The 17264-nt window shown below is 41.6% G+C and carries 16 protein-coding genes; 6 read left to right on the forward strand and 10 right to left on the reverse strand.

Features of this window, described 5'->3' with window-relative positions; all coding sequences use genetic code 11:
* Positions 1-95: 95 nt before the first annotated feature.
* The 3 genes from secG to groL all read left to right on the forward strand — a co-directional run bounded on the left by secG (position 96) and on the right by groL (position 2849).
* A complete protein-coding gene (secG, locus tag ABZD21_RS18355) occupies positions 96-446 on the forward strand; it encodes a preprotein translocase subunit SecG (RefSeq protein WP_372776586.1) in 351 nt (116 codons plus the stop codon).
* A gap of 453 nt (positions 447-899) precedes the next feature.
* On the forward strand, positions 900-1178 hold the full coding sequence (gene groES / locus ABZD21_RS18360) for a co-chaperone GroES (RefSeq protein WP_372776587.1): 279 nt from the start codon (positions 900-902) through the stop codon (positions 1176-1178).
* 36 nt (positions 1179-1214) lie between these two features.
* A complete protein-coding gene (gene groL / locus ABZD21_RS18365) occupies positions 1215-2849 on the forward strand; it encodes a chaperonin GroEL (protein WP_372776588.1) in 1635 nt (544 codons plus the stop codon).
* 181 nt (positions 2850-3030) lie between these two features.
* On the opposite strand, the gene ABZD21_RS18370 is transcribed toward groL, so the two are convergent.
* Genes ABZD21_RS18370 through ABZD21_RS18380 form a run of 3 tightly spaced genes read right to left on the reverse strand, consistent with a single transcriptional unit; the run spans position 3031 to position 5088 of the window.
* A complete protein-coding gene (locus tag ABZD21_RS18370; protein WP_372776589.1) occupies positions 3031-3738 on the reverse strand; it encodes a DUF6048 family protein in 708 nt (235 codons plus the stop codon).
* Positions 3683-4147 carry a DUF6452 family protein gene (locus ABZD21_RS18375; RefSeq protein ID WP_372776590.1) on the reverse strand — a complete coding sequence of 155 codons (465 nt, stop codon included), beginning with the start codon at positions 4145-4147 and terminating at the stop codon, positions 3683-3685. Before ABZD21_RS18375 ends, ABZD21_RS18370 begins: the two co-directional genes overlap by 56 nt.
* A 44-nt stretch (positions 4148-4191) precedes the next feature.
* Positions 4192-5088 (reverse strand): cation diffusion facilitator family transporter, encoded by an 897-nt coding sequence (locus tag ABZD21_RS18380; protein ID WP_372776591.1) that lies wholly within the window; start codon positions 5086-5088, stop codon positions 4192-4194.
* A gap of 566 nt (positions 5089-5654) precedes the next feature.
* On the opposite strand from ABZD21_RS18380, the gene ABZD21_RS18385 reads away from it, so the two are divergent.
* On the forward strand, positions 5655-6446 hold the full coding sequence (locus tag ABZD21_RS18385) for an SDR family NAD(P)-dependent oxidoreductase (protein WP_372776592.1): 792 nt from the start codon (positions 5655-5657) through the stop codon (positions 6444-6446).
* Here the strand turns inward: ABZD21_RS18385 and ABZD21_RS18390 are convergent.
* Together ABZD21_RS18390 and ABZD21_RS18395 are read right to left on the reverse strand one after the other, a co-directional pair.
* The gene (locus tag ABZD21_RS18390; protein ID WP_372776593.1) at positions 6428-7405 is read right to left on the reverse strand and encodes a GDP-mannose 4,6-dehydratase; all 978 of its coding nucleotides are present in this window, start codon (positions 7403-7405) and stop codon (positions 6428-6430) included. The genes ABZD21_RS18385 and ABZD21_RS18390 overlap by 19 nt on opposite strands.
* 12 nt (positions 7406-7417) lie before the next feature.
* Positions 7418-8107 (reverse strand): lipid-A-disaccharide synthase N-terminal domain-containing protein, encoded by a 690-nt coding sequence (locus ABZD21_RS18395; RefSeq protein ID WP_372776594.1) that lies wholly within the window; start codon positions 8105-8107, stop codon positions 7418-7420.
* A 212-nt stretch (positions 8108-8319) separates the two neighbouring features.
* Here ABZD21_RS18395 and lepA point away from each other — a divergent pair, with 212 nt between their 5' ends.
* The gene (lepA, locus tag ABZD21_RS18400) at positions 8320-10107 is read left to right on the forward strand and encodes a translation elongation factor 4 (protein ID WP_372776595.1); all 1788 of its coding nucleotides are present in this window, start codon (positions 8320-8322) and stop codon (positions 10105-10107) included.
* A gap of 221 nt (positions 10108-10328) precedes the next feature.
* A complete protein-coding gene (locus tag ABZD21_RS18405) occupies positions 10329-12305 on the forward strand; it encodes a cation:proton antiporter (RefSeq protein WP_372776596.1) in 1977 nt (658 codons plus the stop codon).
* A gap of 74 nt (positions 12306-12379) precedes the next feature.
* On the opposite strand, the gene ABZD21_RS18410 is transcribed toward ABZD21_RS18405, so the two are convergent.
* From ABZD21_RS18410 to ABZD21_RS18430, 5 genes are all read right to left on the reverse strand, one after another.
* Positions 12380-13084 (reverse strand): response regulator transcription factor, encoded by a 705-nt coding sequence (locus ABZD21_RS18410; RefSeq protein ID WP_372776597.1) that lies wholly within the window; start codon positions 13082-13084, stop codon positions 12380-12382.
* Positions 13044-14675: a sensor histidine kinase gene (locus ABZD21_RS18415; RefSeq protein WP_372776598.1), complete on the reverse strand. Its 1632-nt coding sequence runs from the start codon at positions 14673-14675 to the stop codon at positions 13044-13046. The genes ABZD21_RS18410 and ABZD21_RS18415 overlap by 41 nt, the downstream gene beginning before the upstream one ends.
* Before the next feature lie 302 nt (positions 14676-14977).
* The gene (rnc, locus tag ABZD21_RS18420; protein WP_372776599.1) at positions 14978-15664 is read right to left on the reverse strand and encodes a ribonuclease III; all 687 of its coding nucleotides are present in this window, start codon (positions 15662-15664) and stop codon (positions 14978-14980) included.
* A gap of 64 nt (positions 15665-15728) precedes the next feature.
* Positions 15729-16970 (reverse strand): beta-ketoacyl-ACP synthase II, encoded by a 1242-nt coding sequence (fabF, locus tag ABZD21_RS18425; protein ID WP_372776600.1) that lies wholly within the window; start codon positions 16968-16970, stop codon positions 15729-15731.
* Between the two features lie 19 nt (positions 16971-16989).
* Positions 16990-17226 carry an acyl carrier protein gene (locus ABZD21_RS18430; protein ID WP_107822175.1) on the reverse strand — a complete coding sequence of 79 codons (237 nt, stop codon included), beginning with the start codon at positions 17224-17226 and terminating at the stop codon, positions 16990-16992.
* Positions 17227-17264: the final 38 nt, after the last annotated feature.

A 17264-nucleotide genomic window follows, 5' to 3' on the forward strand; every position in this document is an offset into this window, starting at 1 on the left:
TATGAAAAATTAAGTTTGAAATATCCGGAAAAAAACATTTACTTTGCCGGTCAAATCGACGAAGTAAAAAAATTAATGAACTAAAATAAAGGCAAATGTATACGCTGATCACTGTTTTAATATTTATCGTCTGTGTTCTTTTGATTTTAATTGTATTGGTACAGAACTCAAAAGGAGGCGGTTTGGCTAGTAATTTTCAGTCAACAAACCAAGTTATGGGCGTGCGCAAAACCAACGACTTTTTGGAGAAAGCGACCTGGTATTTGGCTGCGGCTTTATTGATTTTATCTATTGCCGGAAGTGCATTCATTCCTCACGGAGCTGAAACTGTAAATGAGTCTGCTATTAGAAGCCAGGTTGAGCAAGCGGTTGATCCGAATGCTGTACCTAATTTCCCAATTGCTGCTCCTGAAGCTACAACTGCTCAGCCAGATTCAGCAAATTAATTTAGAAAAGCTTTTCACAGCATAAGAGCTTGTCTCCATCGGGACAAGCTCTTTTTTTGTCCCTATATTATCTGACTGGAGTTCGTTAATCCGACAATTCCAAGAATCGCACTCGCGTTTGGCAATCTTCTCCAATGCGAATCGGCCCGCGATCTATTTTTCATTCATCAAATCCTGATTTGCTTCCATTCCCGCTTCAATAAGCAAATTTGGCTATCAGCTAACATCAAAAACAAGTCAGCGGGCGCCAACACTGTCAGCCTGTCAGAAAATATGGCAGATTCAGCCAGACGGTTTTTGAATGTTCTGTCCTGTTTCCATCGATTTACTGTGCGCTTTAAGTTATAAAACTGTCAAGTTTTCGTTTTGGCTGTGGCTAGGTGGCTTTGGCACAACTTTGGATAGTGGAGGGTGAAATTTTAAAATAATGTTTAACTAAAATAATTGAAAAAAATGGCAGAATTAAAAGGTAAAATCCTTGCAGGTAAAATTCTTGTTCAACCGCAGGAAGCAGAAACAAAAACAGCAAGCGGAATTATCATTCCTGATTCAGCAAAAGAAAAACCACAGGCAGGAAAAGTGGTTTTGATTGGTGCTGCTAAAAAAGATGAAGCAATGGAAGTATCTGTTGGCGACACTGTTTTCTATGGCAAGTATTCCGGTACTGAATTGAACATCGACGGCGAAAGCTACCTGTTGATGTCACAAACCGATGTATTGTACATCGCCTAAGATTATTTAGTAACAAATTCTAAAAAGAAAAAAGAAATGGCTAAAGAAATTAAATTCAATATTGAAGCAAGAGATTTGCTAAAAAAAGGCGTTGATCAGTTGGCAGACGCTGTAAAAGTCACCCTGGGACCTAAAGGTCGTAACGTGGTAATTGAAAAGAAATTCGGTGCACCACAAATTACAAAAGATGGTGTTACTGTTGCAAAAGAAATCGAATTGTCTGATGCATACGAAAACATCGGTGCACAAATGGTGAAAGAAGTAGCCAGCAAAACCGGCGACGACGCAGGTGACGGTACTACTACAGCAACTGTTTTAGCTCAATCAATCATCAATGTTGGATTGAAAAACGTAACCGCAGGTGCTAATCCAATGGATTTGAAACGCGGTATCGACAAAGCTGTTGTTAAAGTTGTTGAGTCAATCAAAGGACATGCACAAAATATTGGCGACGATTTCAATAAAATAAAATCAGTTGCTAAAGTATCAGCAAACGGCGACGAAACTATCGGCGCGTTGATTGCTGAAGCAATGGAAAAAGTGAAAACAGAAGGTGTAATTACTGTAGAAGAAGCTAAAGGTACCGATACTTATGTTGAGGTAGTTGAAGGGATGCAATTCGACCGCGGTTACATTTCTCCCTACTTTGTAACCAACACCGAGAAAATGGCTTCAGAAATGGAACACCCTTTCATTCTGATCTACGACAAGAAAATCAGCACGATGAAAGACTTGCTTCCGGTATTGGAACAAACAGCTCAAACTGGCCGTCCGTTGATGATTGTTGCTGAAGATGTTGATGGTGAAGCTTTGGCTACTTTGGTAGTTAACCGCTTGCGTGGTTCATTGAAAGTTTGTGCTGTAAAAGCGCCTGGTTTCGGTGACCGTAGGAAAGAAATGTTGGAAGACTTGGCTGTTTTGACCGGTGGTACTGTGATCACTGAGGAAAAAGGCATGAAACTGGAAGATGCTTCGTTGGATCTGTTGGGTACAGCTGATAAAGTTACAGTTGACAAAGAAAGTACAACTATCGTTGCCGGTGCCGGAGATCAAGCTCAAATCGATGGTCGCGTTTCAATGATCAAAAAACAAATTGAAACAACAACTTCAGATTACGACCGCGAAAAACTTCAGGAACGTTTGGCTAAATTAGCCGGTGGTGTTGCTGTGTTGTACGTTGGTGCTGCTTCTGAAGTAGAGATGAAAGAAAAGAAAGACCGTGTTGACGATGCGTTGAGTGCAACACGTGCTGCTGTTGAAGAAGGTATCGTTCCTGGTGGTGGTGTAATGTACATTCGTGCTATCGCAGCCCTGGAAGGTTTGACCGGTGACAATGAAGACGAAACAACTGGTATCGAAATCGTAAAACGTGCGATTGAAGAGCCATTGCGCCAAATTGTAGCGAATGCTGGAAAAGAAGGTGCTGTTGTTGTTCAAAAAGTGAAAGAAGGTACAGGTGATTTCGGTTATAACGCTCGCGTTGACGAATACCAAAATTTGCTTGAAACTGGTGTAATTGACCCGGCAAAAGTAACCCGTGTTGCGTTGGAAAATGCAGCTTCAATTGCTGGAATGCTGTTGACAACCGAATGTGTTTTGGTTGATAAAAAAGAAGAAAATGCAGGAGCTCCGATGCCTCCAATGGGTGGTGGAATGGGCGGCATGATGTAATCGAAAGAAATACATCGACTCAAAATAATAAAGCGCAGCCAATACGGTTGCGCTTTTCTTTTTGATGATATTTAGTGTTCAGTTTTCGGCAAGCTGCCGCGATTTGCTGATTGATATTCCTATTTGCTACCCTGAAAATATCAGGAATTCTGTAGCAGGAAGAAGGCGGTTTTACAAGTTCCTATTTCAACGATTCTTTCCTGAATTTAAATGGCAATGTATAATAAATCGAATACGTAAAGTCGAGAGCAACTCCTTTCTCGCTTTTTCCATAGCCGGGAGTAAAATAAACCGATGGAACCTCAAATTCTTTTTGAGCAACCATGAATTTGGCACGTACGCTCCATCCCATGTAGAAATTGCGAAGCATTTCACCTTTTAAGCCTAGTACAAGTTCAACCCAGTGCGAATTGAAGTTTTGTTTTTCGAACGATCCGTTTGTATCTCCCCAATAGCTGTCAAGTAAGTAACCGTTTACTGTTTGGCTTGCCAGACCGAAGGCATATCGGAATCCGGCGTATAGCATATCGCGCTCGTTTTTGCTTTCAGAAGCCAGCAAGTTATAATCAACACCCAGGCGGATGTACGAACCGGAGCCCCGGTAATCAACGAAGTCGTGCTGCATTTTTAGCTGCTCCCAACCGACTTCGGTCACAGTATATAGATTGGGGCGAATTTCAATGTCGCCACTAAATTCGGTGCCGTAGCGATTTCCTTTAGTCCATAAATCCTGAAGAGGACGAGAAATGTCTATTCCCAATCGTAACCCGGGCATGTGGATGTAGTTGTCCGTACGCTTGGGAAGTTTTTTTTGTTCTTTCTCTTGAGCCGAACTAGTTAGAGCTAGAATAAGCAGTACTATCGTTAAGGTACAGTTGAATGTTTTCATGCCAGATTGTGGTTACAAGCGTATCAATTAAACTAATCGAATCAATTTTATTCCGGGTGCTGCTAACCCACTGAATGTCGTGTTCGGTATAAAATCCGGACTCCATCGATTCGTAGGCCAACCCACTGTTGTAGCTTATAATCAGGGTGTCCGCTACCGAATCCAGTAACACGATAAATGTTGCCATGCCCGACTGATCGAAAGGGAGCTGGAAATAACTGGCGGTTTCGCCGTCAATCCAGATGCTATCCATGTTTGCGCCCTTTACACTCGTTAGGGTGCTCTTCGATGATTCGGTATCTATGTCGTACAGATTGATTTGTGCCAGCGATTGCGGTGGGGTGTCGTACACTTCCTTGCAGGCCGTAGCAGCTAATACAATCAGCAGAAGTCTGAAAATATGTTTCATATTTTTCGATTAGTTGCGGCTAAAATAAGCATAATCTCAGGGAATCATTCAGCCTTCCCCGAACTTTCTGTTTTCGATTGGTTCAAGGGTTCCGGGTGTATCGTAGCGATCATGTTGAATTTTGCCTGAATCATTTGTTCTATTTGTGTGCAAATCAGGTGAACCTCTTCCAGGGGCATGTTTGCCGGCAGTTTAATGTGGCAGCTCAGTTCGTTGTGGTCTCCGTAGCGATGTTGGTGAAAATGATGGATGTAAACCTCCCGGTTCAGAAGTTGATGAACTTCAAGTTTTATTGCTTCAATATCTTCCGGATAGGCATCTTCTCCCAAAAGCGATTTTGTTTCCTGCGAAAGAATTTCGTAGCTGGCGTAAGCAATCATCAACGAAACGATAAACGCAAGCACCGCGTCGATCCACCAAAAATACTTGCCGAAAAAAATACCTACCAGGATAATGATTGAAGAAAGAGAATCGGTTCGGTGGTGCCAGCCATCAGCCTTCAGAATTGAAGAACCAGTTTTTCGGAATGCCCAAAAGGCATACTGTGCCATAGCTTCTTTGGCAATAATCGAGATGATGGTGACCACGATCGCGACGGTTCCGAAATTACCGGATTCGCGCGAAATTAGTTTTTCGTAAGCGCTTACCGAAAAATCAAATGCGACGATCGCCAGTAACACACCAATAATGACTGCCGCAATATGCTCGGCACGACCATGACCATACGGGTGCACTTCATCAGCCGGTTTTTTGGAAATTTTTCCGCCAATTAGCACAATTACCGACGAAATAGAATCGGTAAGCGTGTGCCAGGCATCTGCAATTAAGGCAATTGAACCTGACACCATGCCAGCCCAATATTTCAGGAAGAACAAAGCTGTATTGGCAATGATGGAGATCCATCCTTCGAGAATTATATAGTGGTGTTTGTTTTGTGTCATGGAGTGCAAAAATAAAGAATTACCTTTTTATAAAGCAAAAGTTACGTCTATTGTTTAAAAACGGAAGAGTGATTCGGAATTATCGCAATCAAATACTCGTTATTAAAAGTGCTTTGTAATCTCTCGCTTTGGCAGTTAGAGGCTTTTGTGTGAGAATGAATATAACTTTGTGCGGTTTTCCTGTATTTATATTTTCATTATTAATGGGGAAGTTCTTCGCGAAATTGTTGTTCGGACGGGAAAAACTAACGGCGCTTTTGTCGAAACTGATTTCGGCTGACTGCAAGGCTCGCTGTTTAGTCAAACTTTTTTTGGGAAATTCTCGATAACGTTAAAGTCATTTTTTTAACCGACTAAAGCGATTATTTAGGCAGAACGCATGATTAGACAATTAATCGTGTGTATATTCGACGATCAAATCCATCCGGCACAAATTAAAAGTAATTAAAGATAGTTAGCCGGTTGGAAGGATTGGTAAATACTCGGATATTCTGTTTGGCTTTGTGCTTGCGCGTCAGATAGTTGAGAGTTGCAATTTTTGGGAATTGCATTAAAAGTTGAATGTTATGGGAAAATGGGCATTGGTCACAGGAGCTGCTAACGGAATTGGTTTTGAATTGGCGAGATTGTTAAGTTCTGATGACTTTAATTTGGTACTGGTTGATTTAAACGTAGAGAATCTTCAGGAAAAAAGGGAGATCCTTGAAAAAGAGTTTAAAAATGAAATTCATACAAAGGCGTTAAATCTAGGTCGACAAGACGCTGCTTTGGAAGTCTACGACTTTGTTGAATCGAAAGGGGTGGCGCTTGATGTATTAGTTAACAATGCCGGGTTTGGTGTGTTTGGCGCTTTTTCCGAAAGCGACTGGGAACGGGAACAAGAAATGATTTTTTTGCATGTTAATACACCGACTCAGTTGGTGAAATTGTTCTTGCCGGGTATGATTGAACGGAAATCAGGACGAATTCTCAATGTTTCCTCCATGGCGGCTTTTCATCCGGGACCACTCATGTCTATTTACTATTCTACAAAATCTTATTTGCTGTCGTTTAGTACTTCGGTGGCTACCGAATTAAAAGGGACAGGAGTTGGAATGACGGTTCTTTGCCCGGGAATTACGAAAACCGGGTTCCAGAAATCGGTTGGTGCCGGAAAGCCAAAAATTAATTGGAACATGGCTTGTGCTCAGAGTGTTGCCGCTTATGGTTACAAAGCGATGATGAAGGGTGAAATTCTGGCAGTTCCAGGCTTGTTTAACAACGCTCTTTTAGTACTCCGACGCTTTTTGCCGTATCCGGTTTTGGGGAAATGTGTACGCTATATCCAGGAACGCAATCGTCAGAAACACACTGTATGATTACTTTCGCGGTACCATGTCACAAAATTCTTCACTCCTTCATTAAACGAATAGTGCGGATTGTAACCTAGTAATTGCTTGGCCTTGTCAATGTTGGCATAGGTTATATCAACATCGCCGGCCTGCATGGGGAGTTGCTTAATCCGGGCGCTTTCTCCGGTAGCCTTTTCTATGGCGCCAATCATTTCCTTCAAGGTTATTGGTTGATTGTTTCCAAGATTGACAATTTCATACACTCTTTCGTGGTTGAACAAATACTCCACAGCACAACAGATCCCATCTACGGTGTCTTGGTAGTAGGTGTAGTCTCGCGAGCTGCTTCCGTCCCCAAACATTGGTATTTCCTGACCATTCAGAATCAATTCGGTGAATTTGTGAATTGCCAGATCCGGTCGTTGCCGAGGCCCAAATACGGTAAAAAAGCGCATGTTGACAATATCCAGATCGTAGAGGGTATGATAGGTGAAGTTAGCCAGTTCACAGGCTTTTTTCGTAAAAGCGTAGGGCGAAATCGGATGGCTAACATCTTGCTGCTCATGAAAGGGAACCTCTTTGGTGTTGCCGTAAACCGACGATGAAGAAGCGAAAGCCATCTTTCTGATTTGTCGTTTTCGCATCATCTCCAGAATATTTTGTGTCGCAGTAATGTTTGCTTTGGTATAAGCGTGTGGCGATTCAATCGAAGGGCGCACACCTGCTTTGCCTGCCAAGTGTACAATCGCATCAATCGCACAGTTTTTTAGCCGATCCTCCATTAACGCGCCATCGGCCAAATCAAGTTCAAAAAATAGAAAATTCGGGTTTCCCAGAAAAGCGGCCATATTACGTTCCTTGATGGAACGTTTGTAAAAAGGATCGAAATTGTCAATGCCGATAATTTCATGGCCTTCGTTCAGCAATCGTTCAGTAAGATGAGAACCTATAAATCCGGCACAGCCGGTGATGAGTATGGTAGCCATATGGTGCGCTTTCTACTTAATTTTGCCTGAAATACGAGCGATAATCTTATTGATTAACGGGATGTCGAAACGGCTAAATAAGCTCTTTTTATTGTAGTGTATTAAGATGTTACGAAGATAGACAAACATTCCGAAACTGTGTGCAGCCATCAGAACCGGATCCAGTCGGAAAAGGCCGTAGATGAAATTCATGCTGGAGCCAACAATACTGATGATCCAGAAGCCAACCGGTAAAATCGACTCTTTGCGGTTCTCGGAATAAATCCATTGGTAAAAGAAACGAGAGATAAAGATGATTTGTGCGGTAATTCCCCAGACCATCAACGGTAGTGGGTTGCTCTCGTTGTGGAAAAAAGTTGCAAGCGAATAACTGGTGCCAAAGAAAAGATAGGCTAAGATAAACACCGGAGTCGTCAGAATAACCATTCTTAAAACCGGAGACATCGGCAACCAGTCGTTTTTCAATTGGATGTTACGCACATAAATGAAATACACCAGAATTTGCCCGATCAAGATGGCAGCGTCTTGTCGGAGGATTCCGTAGGTAAGCATTAGGATCGATCCCATAAGGCTTATTTTCCAGAACAAGGTTGGTGAAAGCACTTTGCCCTCGTGTTCGGACTTAAACCATTGAATGATTGTGCGACCGAAGAAAAGGACTTGGGCGATAAAGCCAATCGAAATAACCAGGATTTGATCCATCTTGTGAAGTTCGTTTTTGCGCTGCAAATATAAAATGAATAATGTTGCAGCAGGGTTAATTCTTGAAATTTTAGCCGTAATGCCTTGTTTTGTTGGCGATATTTAAAGTTCGCCGTTGGCAGATTGTACCGCTGAATGTTCCCAAAATTTGAATATCTTTGCGCAAATTCGCCTGATGAGAATCGGTGGATAGAATTTTGAAAACTAAGTAGATGAAGAATATCCGTAATTTTTGTATTATCGCTCATATTGACCATGGGAAAAGCACCCTGGCTGACCGTTTGTTGGAAATTACCAAAACAGTTAGCGAAAGGGATATGCAGGCTCAGGTGCTGGACAGTATGGATTTGGAGAAGGAGAGAGGGATTACCATTAAAAGTCATGCCATTCAAATGGACTATGAACAGGATGGGCAAAAATATGTATTGAACCTGATTGACACGCCGGGACACGTCGACTTTTCGTACGAAGTTTCCCGTTCGATTGCTGCTTGTGAAGGCGCTCTATTGATTATCGACTCAACTCAGGGAATCCAGGCTCAAACGATTTCGAACCTTTATCTGGCGATTGAACACGACCTGGAAATTATTCCGATCCTAAACAAAATGGATCTTCCGAATGCGATGCCCGAAATTGTAGAAGATCAAATTATAGACCTGATTGGCTGTAAAAGAACCGATATTATTCGCGCCAGCGGAAAAACAGGAGAGGGAATCGACGAAATTTTACGTCGGATTGTGCAAGATGTTCCAGCACCGAAAGGTGATCCGGAAGCTCCGTTGCAGGCGTTGATTTTCGACTCGGTCTTTAACCCGTTTCGGGGTGTTATTGCCTATTTTAAAATTATAAACGGAACAATCAGTAAAGGAGACTGGGTGAAGTTTGTGAACACCAACCGGAATTACGATGTTCAGGAAATTGGAGTGCTTCGCTTGGGGCTTGAGCCACGAAATCAGCTCAGTACGGGTGATGTAGGCTATATTATATCCGGAATTAAAACGGCTAAGGAAGTAAAAGTCGGTGATACGATTACGCACAGGGACCGAAGATGTGATAAAGCTATTGAAGGTTTCGAGGAAGTAAAACCAATGGTGTTTGCCGGTGTTTATCCGATCGATTCCGAGGACTACGAAGATTTGCGTGCCGCAATGGAAAAACTGCAGCTGAACGATGCTTCGTTAACCTATGAGCCGGAATCATCGGCTGCTTTGGGATTTGGCTTCCGATGCGGGTTCCTGGGCATGTTGCATATGGAAATCGTTCAGGAACGTTTAGATCGCGAGTTCGATATGAATGTGATCACGACTGTTCCCAACGTTTCGTATTTAGTGCATACAACTGATGGTGAAACCGTTCATGTATATAATCCAAGCGGACTACCCGCGGCAAATAAAATAAACGAAATAGAAGAACCTTTTATCCGGGCTCAGATAATTACCAAGGCCGATTTTATTGGAGCAGTGATGACTTTGTGCATGGACAAAAGGGGCGTAATGATCAAACAAGATTACCTAACATCGGAGCGAACAGAAATGACCTTCGACATGCCGTTGGGTGAGATCGTTTTCGACTTTTACGACAAACTTAAATCCATTTCAAAAGGCTATGCTTCGTTCGACTACCACATGATTGGTTTCAAACCTGCAAAACTGGTTCGTCTGGATATCCTGTTGAATGGTGAAATGGTGGATGCCTTATCTTCACTCATTCACTTTGATAATGCTTACAATTTGGGGCGCCGAATGTGTGAAAAGCTACGGGAATTGATTCCACGCCAGCAATTCGATATTGCGATCCAGGCTGCAATTGGTGCAAAAATTATTGCTCGTGAAACAATTAAAGCCGTTCGCAAAGATGTAACTGCCAAGTGTTATGGTGGTGATATTACGCGGAAACGGAAACTGCTTGAAAAACAGAAAAAAGGAAAGAAACGGATGAAACAGGTTGGTAATGTTGAAGTTCCTCAAAAGGCCTTCCTGGCTGTACTAAAGCTCGATTAGGAAATGTACTAACTCAAATAAAGAAAAAATCCGTTGATTAACCGACGGATTTTTTTGTGCCTGTTTACGATGGACTTTAGCTTGAATTAACTTATCGTAAGGATTTGCTATAATTTTTACAAACTGGGGTATTCATAGCTCTGTTCAATAAATATGTAGTATTTTAAAGCTTCCCAAAATAGTTTATTAAAAACGTTTTTGAAAACAATAAAATTATGGAAATGGAACTCAATCTGCTGATTGATATTGTTATCATCTTCGCACTCTCTACTACGGTCAATTATTTGTTTACGAAGATTAAAATTCCGACCATTATCGGCTATTTGTTGACTGGGGTGGTTGCCGGACCATATGCGTTGGGTTTTATAAAAGAAGCGCATTCGATTGAGTTGATGGCTGAGATCGGTGTTGTGTTGCTTATGTTTACTATTGGGTTGGAATTCTCGATCAATCATTTATTTAAGATACGGAAAGTTGTTTTTGTTGGTGGCTTTATGCAACTGCTCTTAACTGCCGGTATTACGATGTTGATTGCCAGACTGTACCACATTGATTGGGCCGGAGCTTTGTTTTTCGGATTCCTGACAGCTTTAAGCAGTACCGCGGTAGTGTTGAAATTGATGCAGGAACGCTCGGAAATAACATCGAATTACGGTCGAACGGTCGTCGGGATTCTCATTTTTCAGGATATTATTCTTATTCCTCTTTTACTTTTTACTCCAATGTTGGGTGGTGAAACAACAAACCATTCGAGTGAACTTCTGCTGCTTTTAGGGAAAACAATTGTGTTGGTTGGTTTGGTCTATGTCGGTAATCGCTGGTTGATGCCAAAAATCCTGCAAATGGTTGCTCATACCAAAAATCAGGAGTTATTTATGATGAGTATCTTTGTCATTTGCCTATCCGTAGCTTTGCTTACTGCACAGATGGGGATTTCGTTGGCATTTGGCGCTTTCCTTGCCGGCCTGATGATCTCCGACTCAGAGTACAGCCACAACGCCTTTGGGCACCTGATCCCGTTCAAAGACACCTTCACAAGTTTCTTTTTTGTTAGTATTGGCATGTTGCTCAATATTGGCTTTGTGATGACCAACCCCTTTTTGGTTTTTGGAACAGTTGTTTTAGTACTGGTTTTAAAAACAATCATTGCCGGAGGAACGGCCTTTGTGTTGGGGCATACGTTCAGGGGAACCGTTATGGTTGGTTTTGCACTCTGTCAGGTGGGTGAATTCTCCTTTATTCTGGCGCAAAGTGGAATGAAGTATGAAATTATAGCGGATGAGTATTACCAGTTGTTTTTGGCGGTAGCTATTATAAGTATGTCTGTTACTCCGCTGTTGATGATGGTTTCTCAGCGTGTGGCTACTGTTTTGCTAAAATTGCCTTTGCCAACTTCGCTGGTCGAAGGCTTGTTCCCCCTGCCTGCCATTGAAGTTCCGGCTTACTCAAATCATGTTGTCTTCATCGGGAAGGATTCGCGTGCCGTGAATTTATCAGTCATGGCTAAATACGTTAATCTGCCTTATATATCCATTATTTTCGATCCTGGTATCGTGAAGAAATTGCAGGAGCGCGGTGAAATGGTTATCTATGGTGATGCCGAGAATGAACCAATATTGGAACGGGCGCATATTCCGACTGCAGATGTGGTTGTGATTTCTGTAGGCAACCTGATAACGGCCATGAGTATTATCGAAAAAATCCGGAACCTGAATCCTTCGGTGCATATTATCGTTCGAACCAAACATGTTTTTGATGTGGATGAACTCTATCGAAACGGAGCGAATCAGGTTATCCCCGAGGAGTTTGAAACAGCGATTGACTTGTTTGAGAAAGTTCTGAATAAGCGGCTTATTCCGCAGCGGGAGATCAACCGGATGATTGCCAAAATCAGAGATGACCACTACGGTATTTTCAGAGGTGAAACGGATGAGTCCAATCAAATTTTTAAGGAATTACCGAATCTAAATATTGTTGCTTTAAGGGTTCGTGAAGACTCCGCGGTTATTGGCAAAAGTATTAAGCAAATCCAGTTTCGGAGAGATTATAGCGTTACCCTGATCGCTATTTTGCGGAATGAAAAACTGATAGAACATCCGGATGCTAATAGAATATTGGAACTGAACGATATTGTTTATATTATGGGACGCTCAGAGCAGATTTCAAAAGCTTTTGAGTTGTTTGGAAAGGACGAGTAAATCCCGTCAGTAAAAAACAAAGTCCCGGTTCTCTTGCGAACCGGGACTTTGTTTTTTAGTAGGATATAGAGGGATTATAAAATAAGCTTGTAGCCTTTACCGTGGACATTGATGATTTCAACGGATGGTTCATCTTTTAAATGCTTTCTCAATTTAGTTATGTACACATCCATGCTTCGGGCATTGAAATAGTTGTCATCTATCCAGATGGTTTTCAACGCGAAATTTCGTTCCAGTACTTTATTCGCATTGTTACACAAAAGGCGTAAGAGTTCGGATTCTTTAGTCGTTAATTTTACCGATTCGTCTTCCTGTTCGTTGGTCAGGATTTGTTTCCGCGGATCAAAGGTAAACCGCCCCAGCTTGAAGATCGATTGTTCTGAGCCTGATTTATTTGTTTCGAGCGCGGTTCGGCGCAAGATTGCTTCAATACGGAAGATCAACTCTTCCATGCTAAATGGCTTTGTGATGTAGTCGTCAGCGCCGGTTCGGAATCCTTCAAGTACATCTTCCTTTAAATTTTTAGCCGATAAGAAGATAATCGGAATTTCCTGGTTAATAAGTCGAATATCGCGTGCCAGTGATATCCCATCTTTTTTTGGCATCATGATATCGAGTACACACAAATTATAATTGTTGTTCTTCTTAAATCCGGCGTAAGCCAGTTCTCCGTCACCGAACAGATCAGTGTCGAATCCCTTGGCAATTAAATATTCTTTTAATAGTAAACCGAGATTCTCATCGTCTTCGGCCAATAAAAGTTTTGCTTTTGTTTCCATTGTCTTTCATATTAAGCGGGAGGTAAATCACAAATTTCGTTCCCTTATTAACTACACTTTCTACTTTAATTTTTCCTTGATGCGAATCAATAATTTTCTTCACATAGCTTAGGCCGAGACCAAACCCTTTTACATCGTGAACATTGCCTGTTGGCACTCTGAAAAACCGTTCAAAGATTTGTTCAATATGTTCTTTTGGAATTCCAATTCCGTTATCCTTTACCGAGATCAGCAGGTTATTCCCTTTTGTTTCTGTTTTAATTGATATTTTAGGTTCACCTTTGCTGTATTTAACCGCATTGTCGAGTAAGTTAAAGATGACATTCGTTATATGAACTTCATCGCCTTTAATTAAATCCAGATCAGCCAAAAGTTCAGCATCGAGTTGACCTCCTTTATTTTTCACCCGTAGCTCGAAGTTAAGAATAACATTGCTAATTAGGTCATTCATATGGAGTTCTTTGAACTTTAGTTTCAGTCGCCCCTCGTTGAAAATGGCCATTTGCAGTACTTTTTCTACCTGAAAACTCAGCCGCTTGCTTTCCTGCAAAATGACGTTTGAAATGTGCTCGATTGTTTTTGGTGTGTTTGTTACACTATTGTCGTGAAGCATTTGGCTGGCCAGAGAAATGGTCGAAATTGGAGTTTTCAGCTCGTGCGTCATATTATTAATAAAATCGTTTTTAATAATCGAGAGCTTCTTTTGTTTTAAGATAATCAGGATGGTGTAAACAAAGATTGCGATCAGCAGAAATGTAAGAATCGCTGTTGGGATGACCATAATTCCGGTTGCTTTCAATAGAAATGTATCGCGTTTCGGAAAGTAAACCCTTAGATAGTTGGGCTTCAGATCTACAATGTCACGCGGGAAAAGTACCTCGCGATATTCTTTTCGGTTTCCCGGGTTGTAGTTTTTATCTCCGAAAACAAATTGCTCTTCACCCAAAGGGTACGATTTAACGGCATATTTAAAATCCAGGTCGATACCGTTTCCCTTTAGTTCCATGCGTAAAGCACGTTCCAAAAGCTGTTTATTGATTCTTTCACTTAAAGGGAGCTGCGATAGGATGATCTGGTTTTGTATGATTCGGTAATACTCGGCACGTTCATCCAGTTTGCGCTCATATTGCTGCAAAAAATAGCTATCATAGTCATGAAACATGTCAAATGCCGATGGAAATTCTCCGGGGCGACCACGTTCATTGTCTAAATCTCCGACAGAGTCTGAGTAGCTGAATTTTAGATCTTCGTTATAAATTGTCGACGACCCTCCTCCATATTGAGAAAAGCTCATTGAGATCGTAACCTCGCCTTGCTTTTTTGTATTTGGAATCAGTTTTCCTTTTCTTCCTGTATTGGGGAACAACGAATTGCCTGATTGGGAGGTCTGATAAGCGCTGCTTAAAATCTGGGTTGTCTCCTCCCGTTCCAATCGATCAATTACCCGGCGTAAAACCCGGGCAACAGTTTGGTCAAATTGTTCTTCCCTGATATCAAAAGCTTTTTTAATGGAGTTGGATTGGACCAGAATCAGACTGGTCATGACCAAGGCCATTAAGACAATAAGGCTAATGATTATTTTTTTACTCATAGGGCAAATATAGCTTTAATACGCTCGTTTAATTAGTTGCTTAACACAATTTAACATAGTCTCTATCGCTTGATTCATAGCGATAAACGGGGCACTTGGATTCGTTAACAGGCTTTAACATTTGTTTGCAAGATGAGCCATTTCGAATATTTATATTTGAAGAGTGGAGAGCAAATTACATTTGTCTTTTTACAATTTGGGGTTTAACTGAGTTTTTAACAAGGTGAATTTAGGTTTTGGTTTTGCGGGGTCTTTTTTGACCCCGCAATTTTTTTTTGAGCCTGCAATCCAATCTTCGGTCCTCAGAATGACTCCGGATTTATCGACTTTAAGTACTCGATAGCTTTGCGCGATGCGTTTTGTTGAGATTCTTTTTTCGAACTTCCTGCTCCTTTCCCAATAGCATCGTCATTAGTGGTAATTACAGTAATAAAGCTAGGATTTCGGCTGTCGCCGGTAACATGCTCTGTAGTCTCAAAATTAATTTCCTGCTTACTCTTTTGGCTCCATTCTATCAGTTGGCTTTTGAAATTCGTGTTCGTATGCTGAACTTCATTTAGGTCGACATAGTTTGCCAGTAATTTCTTGGTAATAAACAGTTTGGTGGTGGCATACCCCTTGTCGAGATAGAGAGCACCGATAATGGCTTCGAACGCGTCGCCGTAAATGTGGCTGTTCTCCGCTGTATTGTTGGTGTTCGATCGAATGTAGTGGTTTAGTCCGATTTGATTGGTCAGGTCGGTTAGGAAACTTCGATTTACCAGTTTTGAACGCATTTGAGTCAGGAATCCTTCGTCTTGATTTGGGAAACGATTGTATAGAAACTCAGCGATTACTGCGCCAAGAATCGCATCTCCAAGATATTCAAGACGCTCATTGTTAACTGGTTTTTTTTGCGAATCCAGTTTCGAAGCTGACTTATGAATAAGTGCTGTTTCGTAAAGATCCAGGTGGTCGGGGGCAACCCCGAACAAGGATTTTAAAAACAAATAAAACTCTTTTCGAGGATTCGAAAAGAGTTTTATTTTTTGTACGAGTGATCGTATCACGTTATCAGTATTTCTTTAAAATTACTGAAGCATTGTGACCTCCGAAACCAAATGTGTTACTAAGAGCGTATTGAATTTGACGTTCTTTGGCAACGTTGAACGTGAAATCGAGTTTCGAGTCAATTTCAGGATCGTCCGTAAAATGGTTAATTGTTGGAGGGATAATTCCATTCTGCATAGCCAGGATTGATGCGATTGCTTCAACAGCACCTGCTGCACCTAAAAGGTGACCTGTCATTGATTTCGTGGAACTAATGCTCAATTTGTAGGCATGATCGCCAAAACAAGCTTTAATTGCTTTTGGCTCAGCAATGTCTCCTAGTGGAGTAGAGGTTCCGTGAACATTGATGTAATCAATATCTTCCGGTTTTATTCCGGCGTCTTCCAGTGCCCATTTCATGACAAGAGAAGCACCTTTACCTTCAGGATCAGGGGCAGTCATATGGTAGGCGTCTGCCGACATCCCCCCGCCTACAAATTCTGCGTAAATTTTCGCTCCGCGGGCTTTGGCGTGTTCGTACTCTTCAAAAATTAGAGTACCAGCTCCTTCACCCATTACAAATCCATCGCGATCTTTATCAAAAGGACGTGATGCAGTTGCCGGATCGTCATTACGTGTTGAAAGTGCACGCATCGAATTGAAACCACATAAACCAGCTTCGTTGATTGCTGCTTCCGAACCTCCTGTAATGAAAAGGTCTGCTTTTCCCATGCGGATATAATTGAACGCCTCAATCATTGCATGCGATGCCGAAGCACAAGCAGAAACAGTGGTGAAGTTCGGACCGCGAAAGCCATAGCGGATAGACAAAAGTCCACCAGCTATGTTCGCAATCATTTTAGGAATAAAGTAAGGATTAAACTTTGGACGCGAAAGGTCGTAAGCTTTTACTTCCTCATAGAAAGTTTGCAAACCACCAATTCCGGCTCCCCAAATTACACCAGCACGGTCTTTGTTTAAAGTTTCCAGATCTAATCCGGAATCTTCAATCGCTTGTTGTGTTGATGCAAATGCATAGAGCGTATACGGATCGTGTTTGCGAACCTCTTTTTTCTCAACGTAAAGCGTTGGATCAAAGTTTTTTAACTCGCATGCAAATTGAGTCTTGTGAAGTTCACTGTCCATCCGTGTGATGCGTGCTGCTCCACTGACCCCATTTTTAAGCCCTTCCCAATATTCCTGTACAGAATTACCAAGCGGGTTCACGGTTCCAAGTCCGGTAATAACTACCCGTTTCAATTCCATAAAATTTTGTTCTGATTTATTACTTTTTGTTTGCTTCGATGTGAGCGATAGCTTCTCCTACTGTAGAGATCTTTTCAGCCTGATCGTCTGGGATCGCCAAATCAAATTCTTTCTCAAATTCCATGATCAATTCAACAGTGTCAAGAGAATCGGCGCCAAGGTCATTTGTGAATGAAGCTTCAGTGGTTACTTCGCTTTCGTCAACTCCTAATTTGTCGACAATAATTGCTTTTACTTTAGATGCAATGTCAGACATAGTTCTAATTTTAAGTTAATATTCAATTTTGTTTTTAA

The sequence above is a fragment of the Mangrovibacterium sp. genome (assembly GCF_041596335.1).
Classification (GTDB): domain Bacteria; phylum Bacteroidota; class Bacteroidia; order Bacteroidales; family Prolixibacteraceae; genus Mangrovibacterium.

Excerpts from the sequence above, each read along its gene's own strand:
- secG (WP_372776586.1), top strand. The coding sequence starts at position 96 with ATGTATACGCTGATCACTGTTTTAATATTTATCGTCTGTGTTCTTTTG.
- groES (WP_372776587.1), top strand. The coding sequence starts at position 900 with ATGGCAGAATTAAAAGGTAAAATCCTTGCAGGTAAAATTCTTGTTCAA.
- groL (WP_372776588.1), top strand. The coding sequence starts at position 1,215 with ATGGCTAAAGAAATTAAATTCAATATTGAAGCAAGAGATTTGCTAAAA.
- ABZD21_RS18370 (WP_372776589.1), bottom strand. The coding sequence starts at position 3,738 with ATGAAAACATTCAACTGTACCTTAACGATAGTACTGCTTATTCTAGCT.
- ABZD21_RS18375 (WP_372776590.1), bottom strand. The coding sequence starts at position 4,147 with ATGAAACATATTTTCAGACTTCTGCTGATTGTATTAGCTGCTACGGCC.
- ABZD21_RS18380 (WP_372776591.1), bottom strand. The coding sequence starts at position 5,088 with ATGACACAAAACAAACACCACTATATAATTCTCGAAGGATGGATCTCC.
- ABZD21_RS18385 (WP_372776592.1), top strand. The coding sequence starts at position 5,655 with ATGGGAAAATGGGCATTGGTCACAGGAGCTGCTAACGGAATTGGTTTT.
- ABZD21_RS18390 (WP_372776593.1), bottom strand. The coding sequence starts at position 7,405 with ATGGCTACCATACTCATCACCGGCTGTGCCGGATTTATAGGTTCTCAT.
- ABZD21_RS18395 (WP_372776594.1), bottom strand. The coding sequence starts at position 8,107 with ATGGATCAAATCCTGGTTATTTCGATTGGCTTTATCGCCCAAGTCCTT.
- lepA (WP_372776595.1), top strand. The coding sequence starts at position 8,320 with ATGAAGAATATCCGTAATTTTTGTATTATCGCTCATATTGACCATGGG.
- ABZD21_RS18405 (WP_372776596.1), top strand. The coding sequence starts at position 10,329 with ATGGAACTCAATCTGCTGATTGATATTGTTATCATCTTCGCACTCTCT.
- ABZD21_RS18410 (WP_372776597.1), bottom strand. The coding sequence starts at position 13,084 with ATGGAAACAAAAGCAAAACTTTTATTGGCCGAAGACGATGAGAATCTC.
- ABZD21_RS18415 (WP_372776598.1), bottom strand. The coding sequence starts at position 14,675 with ATGAGTAAAAAAATAATCATTAGCCTTATTGTCTTAATGGCCTTGGTC.
- fabF (WP_372776600.1), bottom strand. The coding sequence starts at position 16,970 with ATGGAATTGAAACGGGTAGTTATTACCGGACTTGGAACCGTGAACCCG.
- ABZD21_RS18430 (WP_107822175.1), bottom strand. The coding sequence starts at position 17,226 with ATGTCTGACATTGCATCTAAAGTAAAAGCAATTATTGTCGACAAATTA.